Origin of the sequence: Marinobacter sp. BSs20148 (assembly GCF_000283275.1) — a bacterium.
Taxonomy (GTDB): domain Bacteria; phylum Pseudomonadota; class Gammaproteobacteria; order Pseudomonadales; family Oleiphilaceae; genus Marinobacter; species Marinobacter psychrophilus.
On the sequence record NC_018268.1, the window covers coordinates 3,997,442 to 4,014,682 of the forward strand.

At 47.7% G+C, this 17,241-nt stretch carries 17 protein-coding genes; 7 read left to right on the forward strand and 10 right to left on the reverse strand.

Annotated features, from left to right (window positions below; genetic code table 11):
* Positions 1–20: 20 nt before the first annotated feature.
* The 7 genes from MRBBS_RS18285 to MRBBS_RS18315 all read right to left on the reverse strand — a co-directional run bounded on the left by MRBBS_RS18285 (position 21) and on the right by MRBBS_RS18315 (position 7,815).
* Entirely contained in the window at positions 21–1,238 is a 1,218-nt protein-coding gene (locus MRBBS_RS18285; RefSeq protein ID WP_014873102.1) for a hypothetical protein, read from the reverse strand.
* A 265-nt stretch (positions 1,239–1,503) separates the two neighbouring features.
* Entirely contained in the window at positions 1,504–2,682 is a 1,179-nt protein-coding gene (locus MRBBS_RS18290) for a M24 family metallopeptidase (protein WP_041635388.1), read from the reverse strand.
* An 82-nt stretch (positions 2,683–2,764) separates the two neighbouring features.
* Positions 2,765–4,108: a TRAP transporter large permease gene (locus MRBBS_RS18295; protein WP_014873105.1), complete on the reverse strand. Its 1,344-nt coding sequence runs from the start codon at positions 4,106–4,108 to the stop codon at positions 2,765–2,767.
* The gene (locus MRBBS_RS18300; protein WP_014873106.1) at positions 4,105–4,647 is read right to left on the reverse strand and encodes a TRAP transporter small permease; all 543 of its coding nucleotides are present in this window, start codon (positions 4,645–4,647) and stop codon (positions 4,105–4,107) included. Before MRBBS_RS18300 ends, MRBBS_RS18295 begins: the two co-directional genes overlap by 4 nt.
* 76 nt (positions 4,648–4,723) lie before the next feature.
* Positions 4,724–5,776: a TRAP transporter substrate-binding protein DctP gene (dctP, locus tag MRBBS_RS18305; protein ID WP_014873107.1), complete on the reverse strand. Its 1,053-nt coding sequence runs from the start codon at positions 5,774–5,776 to the stop codon at positions 4,724–4,726.
* 63 nt (positions 5,777–5,839) lie between these two features.
* Positions 5,840–7,003 (reverse strand): M20 aminoacylase family protein, encoded by a 1,164-nt coding sequence (locus MRBBS_RS18310; RefSeq protein WP_014873108.1) that lies wholly within the window; start codon positions 7,001–7,003, stop codon positions 5,840–5,842.
* The gene (locus tag MRBBS_RS18315; protein WP_050996673.1) at positions 7,000–7,815 is read right to left on the reverse strand and encodes an Asp/Glu racemase; all 816 of its coding nucleotides are present in this window, start codon (positions 7,813–7,815) and stop codon (positions 7,000–7,002) included. Before MRBBS_RS18315 ends, MRBBS_RS18310 begins: the two co-directional genes overlap by 4 nt.
* 234 nt (positions 7,816–8,049) lie before the next feature.
* Between MRBBS_RS18315 and MRBBS_RS18320 the strand changes: the two genes are divergently transcribed.
* Positions 8,050–8,526 carry an Lrp/AsnC family transcriptional regulator gene (locus MRBBS_RS18320; protein WP_014873109.1) on the forward strand — a complete coding sequence of 159 codons (477 nt, stop codon included), beginning with the start codon at positions 8,050–8,052 and terminating at the stop codon, positions 8,524–8,526.
* A 64-nt stretch (positions 8,527–8,590) separates the two neighbouring features.
* On the opposite strand, the gene MRBBS_RS18325 is transcribed toward MRBBS_RS18320, so the two are convergent.
* Positions 8,591–9,934: a diaminopropionate ammonia-lyase gene (locus MRBBS_RS18325; protein WP_227497546.1), complete on the reverse strand. Its 1,344-nt coding sequence runs from the start codon at positions 9,932–9,934 to the stop codon at positions 8,591–8,593.
* 111 nt (positions 9,935–10,045) lie between these two features.
* Between MRBBS_RS18325 and MRBBS_RS20310 the strand changes: the two genes are divergently transcribed.
* Complete coding sequence (locus MRBBS_RS20310; RefSeq protein WP_014873112.1) at positions 10,046–10,174, forward strand: hypothetical protein; 129 nt, start codon at positions 10,046–10,048, stop codon at positions 10,172–10,174.
* A gap of 157 nt (positions 10,175–10,331) precedes the next feature.
* On the opposite strand, the gene MRBBS_RS19575 is transcribed toward MRBBS_RS20310, so the two are convergent.
* Both MRBBS_RS19575 and MRBBS_RS19275 read right to left on the reverse strand, forming a co-directional pair.
* Positions 10,332–10,712: an IS66 family transposase gene (locus MRBBS_RS19575; protein WP_144012732.1), complete on the reverse strand. Its 381-nt coding sequence runs from the start codon at positions 10,710–10,712 to the stop codon at positions 10,332–10,334.
* 665 nt (positions 10,713–11,377) lie between these two features.
* The gene (locus tag MRBBS_RS19275) at positions 11,378–11,614 is read right to left on the reverse strand and encodes a helix-turn-helix domain-containing protein (protein ID WP_041635390.1); all 237 of its coding nucleotides are present in this window, start codon (positions 11,612–11,614) and stop codon (positions 11,378–11,380) included.
* A 118-nt stretch (positions 11,615–11,732) separates the two neighbouring features.
* Between MRBBS_RS19275 and MRBBS_RS18335 the strand changes: the two genes are divergently transcribed.
* The 5 genes from MRBBS_RS18335 to MRBBS_RS18350 all read left to right on the forward strand — a co-directional run bounded on the left by MRBBS_RS18335 (position 11,733) and on the right by MRBBS_RS18350 (position 17,239).
* On the forward strand, positions 11,733–12,287 hold the full coding sequence (locus MRBBS_RS18335) for a hypothetical protein (protein ID WP_014873114.1): 555 nt from the start codon (positions 11,733–11,735) through the stop codon (positions 12,285–12,287).
* Positions 12,284–12,565, forward strand: coding sequence for a DEAD/DEAH box helicase family protein (locus tag MRBBS_RS20530; RefSeq protein ID WP_014873115.1), 282 nt, complete (start codon positions 12,284–12,286; stop codon positions 12,563–12,565). The genes MRBBS_RS18335 and MRBBS_RS20530 overlap by 4 nt, the downstream gene beginning before the upstream one ends.
* Before the next feature lie 285 nt (positions 12,566–12,850).
* Entirely contained in the window at positions 12,851–13,690 is an 840-nt protein-coding gene (locus tag MRBBS_RS19735; protein WP_187290764.1) for a DEAD/DEAH box helicase, read from the forward strand.
* Between the two features lie 189 nt (positions 13,691–13,879).
* Positions 13,880–14,083: a helix-turn-helix domain-containing protein gene (locus MRBBS_RS18345; RefSeq protein ID WP_014873117.1), complete on the forward strand. Its 204-nt coding sequence runs from the start codon at positions 13,880–13,882 to the stop codon at positions 14,081–14,083.
* A 12-nt stretch (positions 14,084–14,095) separates the two neighbouring features.
* Positions 14,096–17,239 carry a type I restriction endonuclease subunit R gene (locus MRBBS_RS18350; protein WP_014873118.1) on the forward strand — a complete coding sequence of 1,048 codons (3,144 nt, stop codon included), beginning with the start codon at positions 14,096–14,098 and terminating at the stop codon, positions 17,237–17,239.
* The last annotated feature ends 2 nt before the right edge of the window (positions 17,240–17,241 follow it).

The window sequence follows — 17,241 nt, forward strand, 5'->3', positions numbered from 1 at the left end:
CCTGACTGTAGTGAAAACAGTTAGTGCAGCACATCCCGGTTATCGGGGGCAGTAGAGCCAAGCGTATCAAACTCACCTTTGCCTTCGGGCTTTATATCTTCTGCATTTCTGGATACCGTCTTATTAATCGGCATGCTTAACATGAGTTTTGCTGAGCTTTCGACGTCAAAATCAACCAGTTCAATGCGCTCAATCAGAATGCTTCGAGCGTCGAATTCTTGCTGGGTTATATCCGTAATTGGAAATGAAAAATTCGCGCGTTCTCCTGCACGCATCTCCTTATTTCGCAATGTAGCTATTGTTTCTCCGTTGCGCAAATACGTTACTCTGACAACCAGAAACGTCGCCGTTTGCGCTAAAACGGAAACGCTTATATCCACGTTCGTCATTCCCATCGAGCTATCAACAGGTGTCATTGAAAGCCCGGTGATACTTAATTTCGAATCAACAACTGAAATAACGTGCTCTATCTTTTTTGTAGACGGCTTTCCGTTTATTTCACCGGTGAACTCTGCCTTGAAGGTATGAATTCCAGATTTTTTTGGTATGTACTGCGCCAAGTAGCTTTGATCTGTAACATTAATTCTTACACCGTCCGAGCGAACCATATTATTTGACACGGTCAAACTATCAATTTTTTCGTTAATTTTATTGAAAACCTCGATGGTGTGACCTTCTATGCTGTTCTCTACGCCATGTGTTGATAGCGACATTTGTATTATCGTAGGCTGCCCAACCTGTATTCGGGTTTCGTAAGCGTTTATCCACGCTGAGTACTTCGGTACCAGACCGATGCTAAGTTGGAGATCAACGTTTTTTTTGCTATCTCTATCGGTCTTTAAAAATTTAACCGTCCACTCACCAGGCTTTGGATCCACTATTCTTGGAAACCCCCATTGGTTTACACGTGCTTCAGGGGGGAACGTTCTAGAAGGAATAAAATAGCCTTTGCCAGAGGAGCTTGACGCTACCCGTTTATTATCAGGATCGAATAGCTCAATGTAAAAATCCGAGTGTGTCGACTTAACAGAAAACGTCATACCGCTTTCGTCTGTATTTACTGGCACAAAGATTGGGAAGATCAGGGATTCGGTATCTGCGGGTATTCTTATGGCGGCGACTTTATGGGTATTTATCTGCAAGTTTAATGAGGCGTTTGGCGCTGATGGCGCTTTATTACACCCTAAAACCATAAGGCAAAAAATAAAAACGAGTAAACCTTGAACGCCATCTCTCATGATATTCCCTTCATATTTGGTCTACACCCAAACTATAAAACATCATGATTTATAAAAATATCACTATATACACGAATTATCGACGTTTTTTAAAGGGAAAGTTTGATGATTTTAAAGACCCACAATTGCGGCACACTCTTGAGTATTTTTTGCACTAGACGTTATCAAAATAGCGTAGCGAGACCTGTTCTTGGATGAAACAAAGAAATCGCTGGATTCACTAGAAACAGGAGGGTGATAAGAATCACCACTCCAATCTACAAATTCAACCAATAATAGGCAAATTTCTCCAGGCTCGCTTGTGTAACAACTCGCAACCATTTTCAGTTATCAGAATATTATCCTCATGCACCATCATTTTTCCTGGGGCATAGGTCATACCCGGTTCCAATGTGAGAATCATGCCGGCTTGCAATTCCACATCACCGTTTGGCACATTTGAGGGCCATTCTGTCAACTGCATACCCAAACCATGACCCATACGGCCAACATCGTTACCCAAGGCGCCCGCTTTCTCTAGCACCGACCACATCGCCTGCCATACTTCGCCAGTCGTTCTTCCCGGTGCTGCGATGCGTAAGCCCGCTTCCGTGGAGTTATATACTGCATCATAAGCATCCACAGTTAGCGCATCGACCTGACCAAAGGCGTAATTGCGATCGAAATCACTAAAGTACCCGTCAAAATTAGCGCCCGTATCAATTATCAACACATCGCCGCTGCCGAGTTTACGGTCTGTTGGGCCCATGATGATGTTGTCATACCCGCCCTGTCCCGAAGCCGAAATCAAATATGGGCACGCATCCGCGCCCAGCCGCAGCATTTCCAGGTGCATTGCCTTGCACGCTTCGCGCTCTGTCATGCCCAGTTGCAGATGCTCCAGCAGAAAATCAAACCCTGCCGCCGTTACTTCGCAGGCAAAGCGAATTTTGGCCGTTTCCGCTTCAGATTTAACACTGCGTAACGCCCGGATAATCAGCGAAACGTCCACCCAAAAATGCTGACTCAGTTCCTCTTGCAGCAACGCGAAGTTTGCTGCGGGCATGCGTAAATGGGTTTCAGGCCCCATCATTGCACCAATGCGCCCGCTGCCCTTGGCACACGAAGACAGCGTATCGGCCAACAACGAAATCCCGTCATCCTCCGGCCGCGGTGATGGCCAGCTGCGCACGTCCTCGATCCAGGTTTGGCGCAGGCCGGCCGCACCTATCTCCGGCACCACCGCGATCGGCTTGCCACTCACGGGGATCACCAAAAACCATGGTCGGGTGGGGCTCTCCCAGAACTGTGACCTAAAACCGCTAAAATAACGGAATTCAGGTTCCGTGGTAAAAAACACGACGTCGATATTCTGCTCAGCCATATGCGCCTGCAATGCATCTGTGCGTGTTTTAAACTCCACAGTCTCAAATCCGCGTGATGGTGCAATCAAAGTATCAGTCATTTTGGCTACTCTCGTTATTCTGGCCTATGGCCTACAGTAAAAATTACAGATGCCATTAAAGCGGGTCCACATAACCGTGGTATTAGTTGAACGCCAAATCTCTCAGAGATAAGGCAACACCCGGGAAGAAAATTAGAATTGCCGTCATAGCAAACAGAATGAGAATGAATGGTAACGTGCCGCGAATTACATCCATATAAGGCCGATTGAAAATTGCTATAGCAGTAAAGATATCGCAACCAAAAGGAGGAGTAGCGGATCCAATTGCCATCTGCAAAGTAACCATAACACCCACAAGCACGGGGTCTAGGCCCACGCTTTCAGCTATTGGCACAAAAATGGGCGTCAAGATCAGCAACACTACTAATGAGTCAACAAACATACAGCCAACGAAGAAAGCGAGTGCTATGACAAACAACACAAACTCTGGAGACGCATTCTCTAGACTTAAAGGCGCCAGCAATTCCTGCGGAATCTGCTCAAAAGAAATGTACCAGGAAAAAGATTGGCCGATGCCCACCAGAATAAACACCACTGCCGTGATCAGGCCCGTGCTCAAAGCGGAGTCCATCAAGTCTTTGATCTTGAGCTGACGATAGATAACACACTCAACTAACACCGCATACAGTACGGCAAAGGCAGCGGCTTCAGTAGGCGTCATAATACCGGAGTAGATACCACCAACGATCAGTACAGGAAAACCCAGCGGCAAAATCGATTTCTTAAGCGCTCGTAGCCTCTCTGCCCAATCCGTTTTCTCCACCAAAGCAATGTCGTCAGAATGCTTAATACTGTATAAATAGCAATAGACCGAAAACATCAATGCCAACAGCAAACCGGGACCGATACCTGCAACGAAAAGCTCACCCACGCTGGTGTTAGCCAAGGTACCGTACAAGATTAGACCAATGCTGGGCGGGATCAGGAAGGCAATATCACTGGCGTTAATAATCAACGCCATAACAAAACTGTCTTTGTACCCCGCCTGCAGCAATTTGGGCCGCATAATTTTGCCGACTGACACCACAGTGGCCTGAGTAGAGCCAGACACCGAACCGAACAGGGTACAACTGATACAGGTAGTAATCGGCAGACCGCCGCGCATGTGGCCGACAAAAGACTGAACTAGGCCAAGTAGATTATGTGCCGTATGGCCACGAGTCATGATATCCGCCGCCAATATGAACATGGGAACAGCAATCAGCGCGTTGGGTGATATCCCAGTCACCATCTGTTGAATGATCACTTGAGGATCAGTGGCAGAGAAATGAACCAAGCCGATCAAAGCCGCGACAGCCAGCGGCACTACCATTGGAAAACTCATGAACAGCAAAATGACCATCACAGTCACAAGCGTGAATGTAATGACGTATATGTCCAGAGTACCCGCAACGATATCCGCAAAAAACTGGGCAGCCGAATTCATATCCCACCCTCGTCTGGGTCTACATTACTTTCAATAATTTCATACGACAGGTAAATATCGCTGTGTGTGAGGTTCATAATCAGACTAATAAAATACTGGATACCTGCCATTGCAAGGCCCAGAGGAATGATTGAGTAAATCAGATAAACCGGAATCTGCAACGCTGGGCTTAGGCGATTAATCTCCTTAAGCTCCAGAACATAATTAAAAGCGAGGTAGGCCAGAAAAAACATAAGCATAGCCGTTACGGCCGCGATCAATATCGAAATGACTTTTTTGGCTGTATGATTGAGAACGTCGTAGACGGCCGTCATTCGTATATTTCGCCCCTTACGCACGGCATAAGCGAATCCAATAAACGTAACAGACACGATTAAAAACTGATTGAGTTCTTCAGCAAAGAAAATGCTTTGGTTAAAAAAATAGCGACCGATTGCGTTGGCAGTAGAGTTCAGCATCATGAAAACAATAGAAAAACAAACGACATATTTTTCAATCTTTTCGGTAATAAAGCTGATTTTGCTAAGCAGGTATTTCATTACTTAACCCCCAAACCACCAGTCCTTTGGTGGCTATCTTCGTTGAATAAATGGTTAATGATGTCCCACTAATCAATTAGGATTTTTTGGCTTCCTCAACTTCTTTAAGCAACCCCTGCAGAATATTACGAGCACCTTCACGAGCCGCGTCTTTCTCACTATCTTCGTAAGCATTTTCGACAACGTCGTAATAAGTTTCATGCAACTCTTTTGCAAGCGTCTCGAATCGACTGCGCTCTTCTTCGTTCAACATCACAACTGTCATCGAAGGGCGTTCTTCGAGAATGAGATCCATGCTTTCTTGGTTGATGCGAATCTGATAATCAAACGCGGCTTGCTCAGCTTCTGCGACAGCTTTTTTGATCATCAACTGCTTTTCAGGGCTAATGCTTTTAAACCAGTCATTGTTGGTGGATACAGTAGCAACATAAGGCTGCTGGCCCGGGAACATAAGGTGAGTCTGCACTTCATGCCATTTAGCGTTATAGATGAAGTACATAGGATTGACCATGCCGTCAATAGTGCCTAATTGTAGGGATCCGTAAACCTCGCCCCACGAAAGTGGCGTTGGCGTAGCGCCAAATACTTTATAGGTTTCTACCGGGATAGTTGAGGTAAAAGTACGGATCTTTTGGCTAGCAAAGTCTTCCGGGCTTCGTATAGGCTTGTTCGCGCCCCAAACCATCTCACCTTCTGAAAGCATGGACAACAGCTTCAAGTTTACATCTTCAAACTTTTCGGACAGATCTCCGTAAATAGTTTTACTACTCGTCAGTACTTCGCGAATAACCTCTTCATCGGTTCCTAACAAATACGGAAGGCTAAGTGCCTGCACCTCAGGCACGTAAGAGCCAAGATGGCCCGTGCCAACAGAGACGAATTGAATTGTGCCGTTAGCAGCCAGTTCAACAATGTCGTTTTCAGTGCCCAGTTGGCCGTAGTAATAAATTCTGACTTTGATGTCACCGTCTGATTCCTGTTTGATAACATCAGCAAACTTTTTAGCGTATATTGCCTGAACGTCGCCTTTATCTTCTTCACTAGCGAACTTCCAGGTTTCTGCCTGAACGGCGCTAACGTTTCCTAGGCTAATGCCTAAAGTGACAAGGAGTACGAATAACTTTTTCATATAACCGCCTTTGTATATTTTATGTTACAGGTTTGAAAAATTTCCACGTTCAACTGAGTCTATCTATTCGAGAACATTACCAACCAGCGTGACCCAATAGCCCGCCCCATATTTCAAAATATCGTCATTAAAATCGTACTTTGGATTATGCAGTGCACAACCGCCTTTTGATTCAACTCCATTGCCCAACAGCCCGTAAGCACCAGGTTTAACCCTTAGCATGCTTGAAAAATCTTCTGAAATCGTGAAAGGTTCACAATTAGCATTCACCTGTTCAGCCCCCAGAGCCTGCGTTGCCGCAGCGACAGCAAGACCCGTCTCGTATTCACTATTAATAGTGGGATAAAAGGTGTTGATGAACTCAAACTCGTAGCTTGCTCCTGCCGCCTGACAAATACCGGCGACAATTTGCTCCATTCTTTTTTCAATTCGTGCCAGCGTGTCTTCAGTAAAACAGCGACAGTCTCCTTTAATCACAACCTCAGAAGGGATGACATTAACCGTTCCATTGGTTATGAACTCTGTAGCAGATACAACCGCTGTATCGCGGATGGCATTTAAACTGCGAGAAACAATAGTTTGTAATCCTAGTATCACCTGTGAACCGACCACAATTGGGTCTACGCCAGTGTGAGGCATAGCTGCGTGACCTCCGATTCCTTGGATCCGGATCTGAAAACTGCTTTCACTTGCCATCAGCGAGCCGGGACGAATCAGGAAGTGACCAGCCGGTAGACCTGGGAGATTGTGCAGACCATAAACGGCATCAATGTCGAAACGCTCAAACAAACCATCGTTGATCATCGCCTGAGCGCCGCAACCGTGCTCTTCATCTGGCTGAAAAATAAAGTAGACCGTGCCATTAAAGTTGCGGTGCTGGGCCAGATAGCAGGCGGCACCTAATAGCATTGCGGAATGTCCGTCGTGCCCGCAGGCATGCATCTTGCCATGATGGCGCGAACAGTGGTCGAAGGTGTTCTGTTCCTTAATTTGAAGCGCGTCCATGTCAGCACGCAGGCCGACACTCGCCTTGCCATCCCCGTTTTTTAGGATCCCGACGAGACCAACCTGTCCAATGCCGCGCACTACTTCAATTCCCCAAGCGGTCAGTTTTTCTGCAATAAACTCTGCTGTCTGGTCTACCTCGAAACCACATTCGGGAAAAGTGTGAATATGACGTCGCCATTCGGTCATGGCTGTTATCAAATTGGTGTCAAATTTGATCATGAAGAGATCTCCAACGGCGGCGTATGCGCCGCAAAATGATTGCAATCGGGTTTAGGGGAAAGATGACAGGACAGTAAATGACCGTAGCCGGACACTGCACCCGAGTACTGCAGTAAACGCAGGCTGTGCCATGCCAGTAACTGATTACTGGTGATCACAGGTTTTCCCAGCTGTCGTTCAATACGCTCAACAAGTTGGGCGCTACGCAACGCGGTACATGAGATAAACAACAGATCGGAATCAGGATCGCAGGCTTGTATCGCCGCTTCTTCAATGTCTCGCAGACTAATGAAGGTCATCGCTGTGTCGTCTTCAAATCCAAAGCCAGCGATATTGAGTACCTCGCAGCCAGAATTCGAAAACGCTCGTACCACGTCCTCGTTAACGGCTTGGGTATAGGGCGTAAGGATCGAAATTCGCTTAGAATTTAGTTCAGTGAACGCAGCTAAGGCCGCCGTCACAGGATTAGTAACGATGACTCCCGGCCGGACTGCATGAACTAATTCTGTTACCCGCTCACTGCCTATCGCTACCGTGCCAGAAGTGCACGCGTAGATAACGACATCCAGCAAAGTACCCGGCAAAATAGCATCAGCAGCAGCGCTGATACCCGGCGCCATGATACGCAGATTTTCGATTGTTAACGGGTTATAGTTGCGTACCCGACTGGTAAACATTTCTACTCCACTAGGGTAGATGCGCCGCAAGTCCTGCTCAAGATTGAAGTCCGTTGCAAGAGTGATGACGCCAACCCGACCTAATGGGGCTAGGTGATCCAAGGCATAACGCGGTGATAATGTCTCTGTTCTCATTATTTTATTCTCACGCGCCCTTGGGCCTATGAATTGGAGGCTAGTGCCCGATCAATTACGTCAATGCTACGCAACTGATTTGCAGAAATTCATACAATTTGCACCCGAGGATGAGGAAAATATGCAAATCTACGTATATATGTGTTTTTATCACACCTTGCACTTATCAGAATTCATAGAGCACGTGCCGCACTAGCACTTATTATGCAGACCCAAGCAATGCAGGCATCCAATATGAGCTCAATCGACAATTTTGATCGCAACATCCTCAGGATCATGCAAGCTTCAAACCGCACTACCTCTGACCAGATAGCCGAACAAGTTGGTTTATCACCCGCTGCTGTTCAGCGCCGAGTCAAACGAATGCGTGAACAGCAAATTATCAGCGCCGATGTATCATGTGTGAGCGCTAAGGCGCTCGGCCGAAACGTAACGTTGATCGTACAGGTCAGCTTGGAGCGCGAACGTTCTGATCTAATGGATTTGTTCAAAAAAGAAATGAAAAAACGGGAGGAGGTACAGCAGTGTTACTACGTGACGGGTAGTGCTGATTTCATACTCGTAGTGACCGCCTTCGATATGGAAGATTATGAGCGATTCACCAGTGACGCATTTTTCGAAAATAATAACGTGCGCAGTTTCCAGACGCACGTCGTTATGGACCCGGTAAAAGTCGGCTTAACAGTACCGGTAGGAGAAAAAAAGGATTAAAACGCATGCTTGAGAAAGGTAAAAGTAGGCGGTCACTAGACCACCTACTGAAGACTAATTGGGCTCATCCAACTAACTGTTGATATAGCTCGGGATCGGTAGCACCCTCAGTACCCAGCACCAAGACTGTACTATCACGATCCAACCCAAGTGCCGCCGAAAATTCGCCGCTTTGACGCGCGCGAATCGCCGCTGCTAGTCCCGGTACCCCCGATTCGCCAGCCTCTACGGCTTGGTCGTGACGATAGCCTTTCGCCAGCATGCGCATTGTCAACGGTATCGCGTCTTCGCTCAGGGTCATAAAATCATCGGCACCGGTTTCAAGAATTTTCCATGCGAGTAGCGAGACTTCGCCACAAGCCAGCCCAGCCATCAACGTTTCCAGATCGCCTTCCACAACCACAGGCTTTCCTGCGCGGGCACTTTGCTGCAGGCAATTCGCTTTCTCAGGCTCAACCACGACAAAGCGCGGGCGCTTTTCGCCCCACAAATCCCAAAAATAGCCGAATACGGCCGCAGCTAAACCACCGACACCGCCCTGGATAAAGACGTGGGTTGGGATTTCTCCATCCAATTGCTCGACGATCTCAGCCAGCATCACGGTATAGCCCAGAGCCACATCCTTGGGAATTTCCATGTAGCCTTCATAACTCGTATCAGAGACGATAATGCGACCATGTGCCTTAGCATCTGCATCCGCTTGGCGGACAGATTCGTCATAATTCCCGCTAATACGAATGACTTCTGCATCATAGGCTTCCATTGCCTGCTTTCGGCCTTCAGTTACATCACGATGAACATAGATCACACACCCACAGCCAAACATCTGCGCGCCCCAAGCGACAGACCGGCCATGATTGCCATCTGTCGCGCAACTCACCACTATTTCCGCCACTTCGGTTTTCCAACTACCATTTAACAGGTCAGCAATATCTGGACGGATGCCCATTTTTTGCTCCAGTGCCAACTGCAACTGACGCGCCACTGCGTAGGCTCCACCCAGTGCCTTGAAGCTCTTCAAATCAAAGCGGCTGGATTCATCCTTGTACCAGATACGCGCCAAATCGACATCAGCCGCTAAAGACTCGAATGAATACAAAGGCGTTACCGCGTAACCCGGCCAAGTTTTGATATCGCGAATCGCATCAACACTTGCCGCCACGCAAAGCACATCCTTTTGGCTCTGACTATAGGCAAGCTTGGTGTCCGCCTTCGGATTAGCGAAATGAGTCAGTCTTCCTGTGAGGTCTAGCATAGCTGTTGATGCCTTCTTTACTATTGGCAAGATTGACAAGCTGCGCTTAAGCGCTATCGCTGCGCCTCTGAAAGAGCCGCAAAGCCAATCCTGTTCCGAAATGAGGTTGCTCAGCAGTGTTCGAGCACGTGACTGACTCTTCAGCGCAGCCATAATCACGTTTGTCGTGATAAGGGGCTATGTTGACTCAGCTCTAACTAGTTTAAGCAACGGATGAGCGGCTGTTCCGCGTATTGTCGCAAGCTGCTGAGGAAAAGCAGCACAATGGAAATGATCATCGCGGGAACCCTGCATCGCTGGCGCAAGGTCATAGCCTTCAATAACATGCTGGGTGTTATAGACAACAACCACGTAAGACCGGAACTGGCTCTGAGCTGTGTTGAAGAACTGTAGTGGTCAACTAATTCCGGACAGTATATTAAGTTTTTCTTCAGTCACAGCGTAAGCGCCCTTAAATCGACTCACTTGTCCTCAGTCGAGCTGCGGCACTTTTTTGAGGTTCGTTCCAGCTCCACATTTCACGACAACAGTGTCTCCAGCTTTTCCAGCGTCAGCAATGCTCTCCAGAACATGCTGAATATAAACCGAGGATTCCAGGCTGTCGGCTCTCGCAGCTTCCATCAGGGAGTAACACGTTGCACTGGTACGGGCGCCCTGCGAGGTATCTGCAAATAGCCATGCTTTTCAACCAAAAGAACGGATGAATAGCCCTTTCGGACAGCACGTTACTAATCTTTAGGTCGCCTCGTGCGCAGTATCCCACCGAGGTGGGCAATTGGTTAAACGTATAATCCATGGCGGTAAATATCAGGGTGCCCTTTGCAACCCTGCCTGCGTTCGATTCCAGCCAGGTCTTCAGCGTGTTCAGTCCGGGCACGATCCGTTCCTGACAAATGCGCTTGCGCAGCAATAGTTGTCCGGCGACTGGCACTGTTTCTGTGCGTGCGAGGTATCCATAGGTTCAGCAATGACACGCTTAATCGAAAGAAGTCGGTATGGACCGATGGGCCACCGCATGCCGGAGGGTGCTCAGATGAAACCCGGGGTCTTATCTGGGTCATGGAGCTTTACGCACAAGCTCGTCACGTTGGTGAGGAGATAAAGCTTCGGCCAGTACTTTCCTCTTTGTGAAAACTCTTCATTCGACCCCGCGCGCTTCCCAGAACGTTTTTTCAATTTGCAGTTTTCTACAACTCTTTGCTTTGCTCATTGTGATGAGGGTTTGACGGCAAAAAGCCCACGGACCTAAGGATGACGAATACCCAAGCGAACAGAGGTATTGTGGGATCGGAATAAAGCTTCATCCTTAGCAAGGATATAACTGGCGACCACCCTGCACCATAAATATCGATAAAAACATTAAAAATCAGATATCTAAAAACCAAAATGCGCAAAAAACAAAACCGTGTGACGTTTTCACAAAAAAGACCAAAAAATAATAAAGTATCATCCTAACGTCAGATAGCCACCGAAAAACACAGCGAATCGTTAGAATAAAGTATCATCCTTTCAGGGCTCTCCGGATTCGAAGCGCACGAACTGACTTGATCCCAAAAGAAGCCCCACAGATTAGATGTCGCCCAAAGCGCACTTTGACTAAGAACCTCGGATTGGAATGATGTCGCGCGGAATCAGTTCGTCTGGGCGACACTCTAGGCATTCAGCGAGCATATAAATTTTTTCGAGGGTGATATTGACCTCTCCCCTCTCAATTTTTCCCACGTAACTCCTGTCTATCCCTGCTTCATGAGCAAGACGCTCTTGAGAAAATCCTTTTGACGTTCTGATCGATCTTAGATTCCGCCCAAACGCCTCACAAATCGTTGAGCCCATTTCTTGCCCTCACAAAGAGCAAGACTATGGTTTCTTGAGGCATTTAGAGCCACGGCATATACTACCCATTATTAAAACTAACCAGATCGATTTAACGACCCAAGGATCCTTGGCCCGCATGACAAAGACCCCAAAACGACTTCGCACCGACCAGATTCTGATCAAGCTTTTGCACGACCACTCCAAGGTCCCTTTTTCAAATACAAGTATTCGGGACCGGTATCTTCTTGCGCTAAGCGAAGCTGAACGGCCTGACCCCAGTCAGCTCCGCAAACACATCTATAAAGAACTGTTGCGGCTTGAATCCGCGAACGTAATAGAGCGGTACGCCGGCACTACCGGCCGGGGGTGCAAGTTCATTTTTCGCTCTGAACACGATGACGTTTCCCTCGAAGGCAAACCGTCACCCTTCGAAATGGAAAGCGAACGTAGTGAGTCGTCAATGGACGTTGAAACTCAACGGGCACTGAAGGATGAGCTGTCCAACAGAAAAGTCGAGTTGGTCGCCAGCATCGGCGAGGCCGAAGAATACCAACGCCTAAATAACAAGTATCCTGCTCTTCGAAGTGTTGTTAAAACACAGTATTTTGAGTCTCGTGAAAGAAGCACGAAGTTATTAGGTCAGCTTCGTGCTGTAGAGTCTATTTTGATTAGCATTGGTAGTCCTACATGATAAAGCTACGGGTATGGCAGCGGGAGTGCATTGGTCAAGCCCTACAAACTTTTGAGCAGCAGACCCATTTTCTATGCCAGGCAACACCAGGCGCAGGCAAAACCGCCATGGTTGCGTCGTTAGCGAAATTACTTTTGGCGAATAATCGCATAGATTTCGTTCTATGCTTTTCCCCGTCACGTGCCGTGGCAAAAAACGTAGCTGCAACATTCCGCCAGATCATTGGACGAAGCTTCAATGGCCAGATAGGTGCAGCAGGCGGCTCCTACACCTATTAGTCAATGAAGACATTTCCCGCAGAGCTTTGGCAAATACTGAGTGAGCACAGAGTACTCGTAGTATTAGACGAGGTGCACCATTGCTCTGGCGCTGACTGGGACAATTTCGCAACTGGCAATAGCTGGGGGCGGACAATTATAGATAGGGTGCAGGGCAGAGCCCGGTTCACGATTGCATTATCAGGGACACCCTGGAGAACGGACGACAATCCAATCGTACTGTCTCGTTACACGCAGCCCGACGGTCAACTGCATTGTGATTACGAGTATGGCCTGAAACGAGCTGTGATAGACGGGGTTTGTCGGGCTCCGAAAATTGTCCTCACCGACAACCGCAAAATAAGCCTGAAATCATCAGTCGTTGGTTTCAAAACATACTCCAGTATTCGGGAAACCATCGAGCATGGTCATATCACCTATCCTGATTTTCTATTTCGAGATGAGATAATAGACCATACGCTCTCGGAAGCATCAAAAAAGCTATCAGAGATCCGCAAATATCGTCCGTCGGCTGCCGGGCTGGTCGTGGCCGCCACAGTGGCACATGCAGAACAAATTGCGACTCGACTTTTAGCACTCGGTGAACTGGCTGTTATGGTCACTCACAAAACACCCGAATCGCAAAAAATCATATCGGACTTCAAGACGTCCGATGATTTGTGGATCATTTCAGTGGGAATGATCAGTGAAGGAACCGACATTCCAAGATTACAGGTGTGCTGTCACCTCAGCAGAATTCGAACCGAGCTTCACTTTCGACAGGTTCTTGGCAGAATACTCCGGCGCCAGAAAGAAGAGCACTCTGATCTCGGCGGCTGGCTCTACGTGCTTGCAGAGCCCAGTTTGACGGAGTTTGCGCAGAGAATCGGTGACGATTTACCTGAACATCAAGTTGTGTCGTTTACCCCAAAAACATCTGGGCATAGTCATAGTGAGAAGAAGCCAGAGATGCTCCTGAAAGAAAAACCCGATACCCCGTGGGATCTCGATATCGAACTCCCTGAAGCATACAACGTAGCAGCCGCAGACGATCATGAAAGACGTTCAATGGAGCTATCCGTAAGCGAGCATTACTGGAGCGAGGTTTTATCCCTCTTCGACGAAAGGGTTGCTCTGCACAGCTAACAAGTTACTTAAAAACTTGATACCCCATACCAATCAGCTCGCTGGGCCGGCCGCGCGCAATCTCTCTCGGGTACTTTGAAACATTCTCCTTACTCATAATGTCAGTTGAACTTGCAAAATGCCGCGCAAGTCTAAAGTTAGTGGTATGGTTTGTCGCTAATACTAACCCTCACCTGAAGAGGCGCAGACATGATCCGCTGTCATCTTGCCCGTATGATGGGCGAACACAAGATGCGTGTCGCCGACGTCGCCAGAGAAACTGGGCTCAGCCGTGCCACAGTAACCTTGCTCTACCGAGAAACCGCGCAGAAAGTGGACCTGAAAGCGATCGAGAAGCTCTGCCTGCTATTTAAGTGCCAGGTTAGTGAGCTGTTTGAGCTGAAGCAACAATAAACAGGGAATGTTATGAAGTTTAACGAAGACACTCGCGTAAAAATCCCGACCATCCTCCACCTGGTGAGGCTAGGTTATCAATACCTGTCGCTCAAGGGCCAAAAATGGGATCTCGACACCAACATATTCCCTGAGTTGTTCACGGCGGCGATCCAAAGAATCAATCCCAGCATAGCGCCGGAAGACGCCAGCCGCCTGCTGAAAGACATCAAGCTGGAGCTCGATAACGAAGATTTAGGGCGGGCATTCTTCGAACGCCTAACAGACCGCTCCAACACCAAGCTCATAGACTTTGAGAACTTCAATAACAACAGCTTCCATGTTGTTACAGAGCTTACCTGCCAGAATGGCGACGAAGAATTCCGCCCAGACATCACGCTGCTCATCAACGGTATGCCGTTGGTCTTTATCGAAGTCAAAAAGCCGAACAACCGTGAGGGCATACTGGCCGAGCGTGATCGCATCAACAAGCGATTTCAGAACGCAAAGTTCAAACGCTTCGCTAACATCACCCAGTTCATGATCTTCTCCAACAATATGGACTACGACGACGGCGATCCTGAGCCTGTACAAGGTGCCTTTTACGCCAGCAGCTCTTACCATGAGCCAGTATTCAACTACTTCCGAGAGGAAGAGGTGCTGAACCTCACCGCGCTGCTAAAACCAGTGCCCAACGAGGAAGAGCTTCGGGTTCTGAAAGACAACAATCTGGAAGTTATCCGCAGTAGCCCTGAGTTCCAGACCAACAAGCAGCCAGAGCGGCCGACCAACCGTATCTGCACATCCTTGGTCAGCAGAGAGCGCTTAGCGTTCGTGCTGCGTTACGCCCTGGCTTATGTATCTGAAACCGATGGGCTGCAAAAGCACATCATGCGTTACCCGCAACTGTTCGCCACCAAAGCCATTGAGCGGAAACTCAATGACGGAGCCACGAAAGGTATAATCTGGCACACACAAGGCAGCGGCAAAACAGCGCTCGCCTATTATAATGTGCGCTTTCTGACGGACTACTTCCAAAAGCGAAAGGTTATTCCTAAGTTCTACTTCATTGTAGATAGACTGGACCTGCTGCAACAAGCGCAGAGAGAGTTCACTGCTCGCGGCTTAACGGTACACGCTATTAGCTCCCGCGACGCCTTCGCCAAGGACATCAAAGCCACCCAGGTAATTCATAACCATTCCGGCAAGCCGGAGATTACCATGGTCAATATCCAGAAGTTTCAGGATGATCCGGATGTGCTGTCTACCAAAGACTACAACATCAACATCCAGCGCATCTTCATATTGGACGAGGCTCACCGCAGCTACAACCCGAGAGGCAGTTTTCTGGCCAACCTTTACCAGTCGGATCCATATGCCATTAAGATCGCGCTAACGGGCACTCCGCTAATTGTTGATGGAGAAAAAGCTAAAAAAAACCCCGATTCCAAGGCGATAAGCTCCAGGGAGATCTTCGGCGATTACATACACAAATACTATTACAACGCCTCTATTGCCGATGGGTACACACTGCGTCTGATTCGTGAAGAAATTGCCACCAACTACAAATTGGTTCTGCAACAGGCATTGGAAGATGTCGAAGTGAAAATGGGGGATCTAGACCGAAAGTTTATCTATGCTCACCCAAGCTTTGTCGAACCTATGCTTGACTACATCGTTACCGATTTTGAGAAAAGTCGTGGCGCTCTCAACGATGCCACTATTGGCGGCATGGTAATCTGTGATAGTTCAGACCAAGCCAAAGAAATGTTCAAAATCTTCAATGGCATTTACGCACAGCCCATAAGTTCACAGTATGAGCTAGAAGATTCCACTCAAGCCTTTTTTGACACTGCTAAACCTGGCAGTTATGCAGCCCGAATAAAACAAGATAACAAGGTCAAAAACGCTGCATTGATCCTGCACGATGTTGGCACTAAAGAACAACGTAAAGACTGGGTTGAAGACTTTAAAGCCGGAAAAATCGACTTTCTTTTCGTCTACAATATGTTACTAACGGGCTTTGATGCCAAGCGCCTGAAAAAGCTCTACTTAGGGCGACTCATCCGCAGGCATAACCTGCTGCAGGCTCTGACACGGGTAAACCGCACCTACAAAGACTTCCGCTACGGCTATGTGGTGGACTTTGCCGATATTCGCAAAGAATTTGATGCAACCAACAAAGCCTATTTTGACGAGCTTCAGTCAGAATTAGGCGATGAAATGGAGCATTATTCCAATCTGTTCAAATCACAGGAAGAGATCGAACAAGAAATTGATCATATCAAAGACGTGCTTTTCCGTTTTGATACCGTTAACGCTGAATCTTTTAGCGATCAAATCAGCCAGATACAAGATCGTGAAACTGTTCTGGCACTGAAAAAAGCTCTAGAGAATGCCAAGAGTCTCTATAACCTTATCCGTTTGCAAGGCGATTATGAGCTGCTCGAAGCTTTAGACTTCGCCAAACTCAACATCCTATACCGGGAGACCTCTAACCATCTCGATATGCTCAATCTCAAAGAGAGCATTGAACAGGGCGCGGATAATTCTAACCTGTTGAATGTGGCACTTGAAGACGTCATATTCCACTTTGTCAAACTGGGTGAAGAAGAGCTGGTTATAGCCGACAAGCTTAAAAATACACTGCGCCAGACCAGAGAAGCACTGGCCAGCAACTTTGACCAACACGATCCAAAATTCGTCAGCTTGAGAGAAAAGCTGGAAAGGCTCTTCAAGAAAAAGAACCTCAGCGAAGTCACCCAAGATGAAATGATAGACAACATCCACACGCTCAACAAAATTCACGAGCGTGTTAAAGAGTTGAACCGGCAGAACAACCAGCTACGCCAAAAATACCTTGGCGATACCAAGTACACACGTATCCACAAGCGTCTGCAAGAACGCCAGCACCGCAGCAACGACATCAGTGAATCCGAGCGCAAGATTTTTGAAGCCCTGACGGGCGTTAAAGAGGATGCTGACGAGCAGGTTTTGAACAGTAGCGATATCCTGAATAACGAAAGCTACTTCGAACGCCAGATGATGCCGTTAGTTATCAATCGATTTATGAAGCAGCAAAAAATCAAGCTCAACGCTGACGCCTCCAGATACATAAACCATTTGGTCGTCGCTGAGTACGTGAATGAATTTAATACCGGCAACAGAGCCTGGTAACT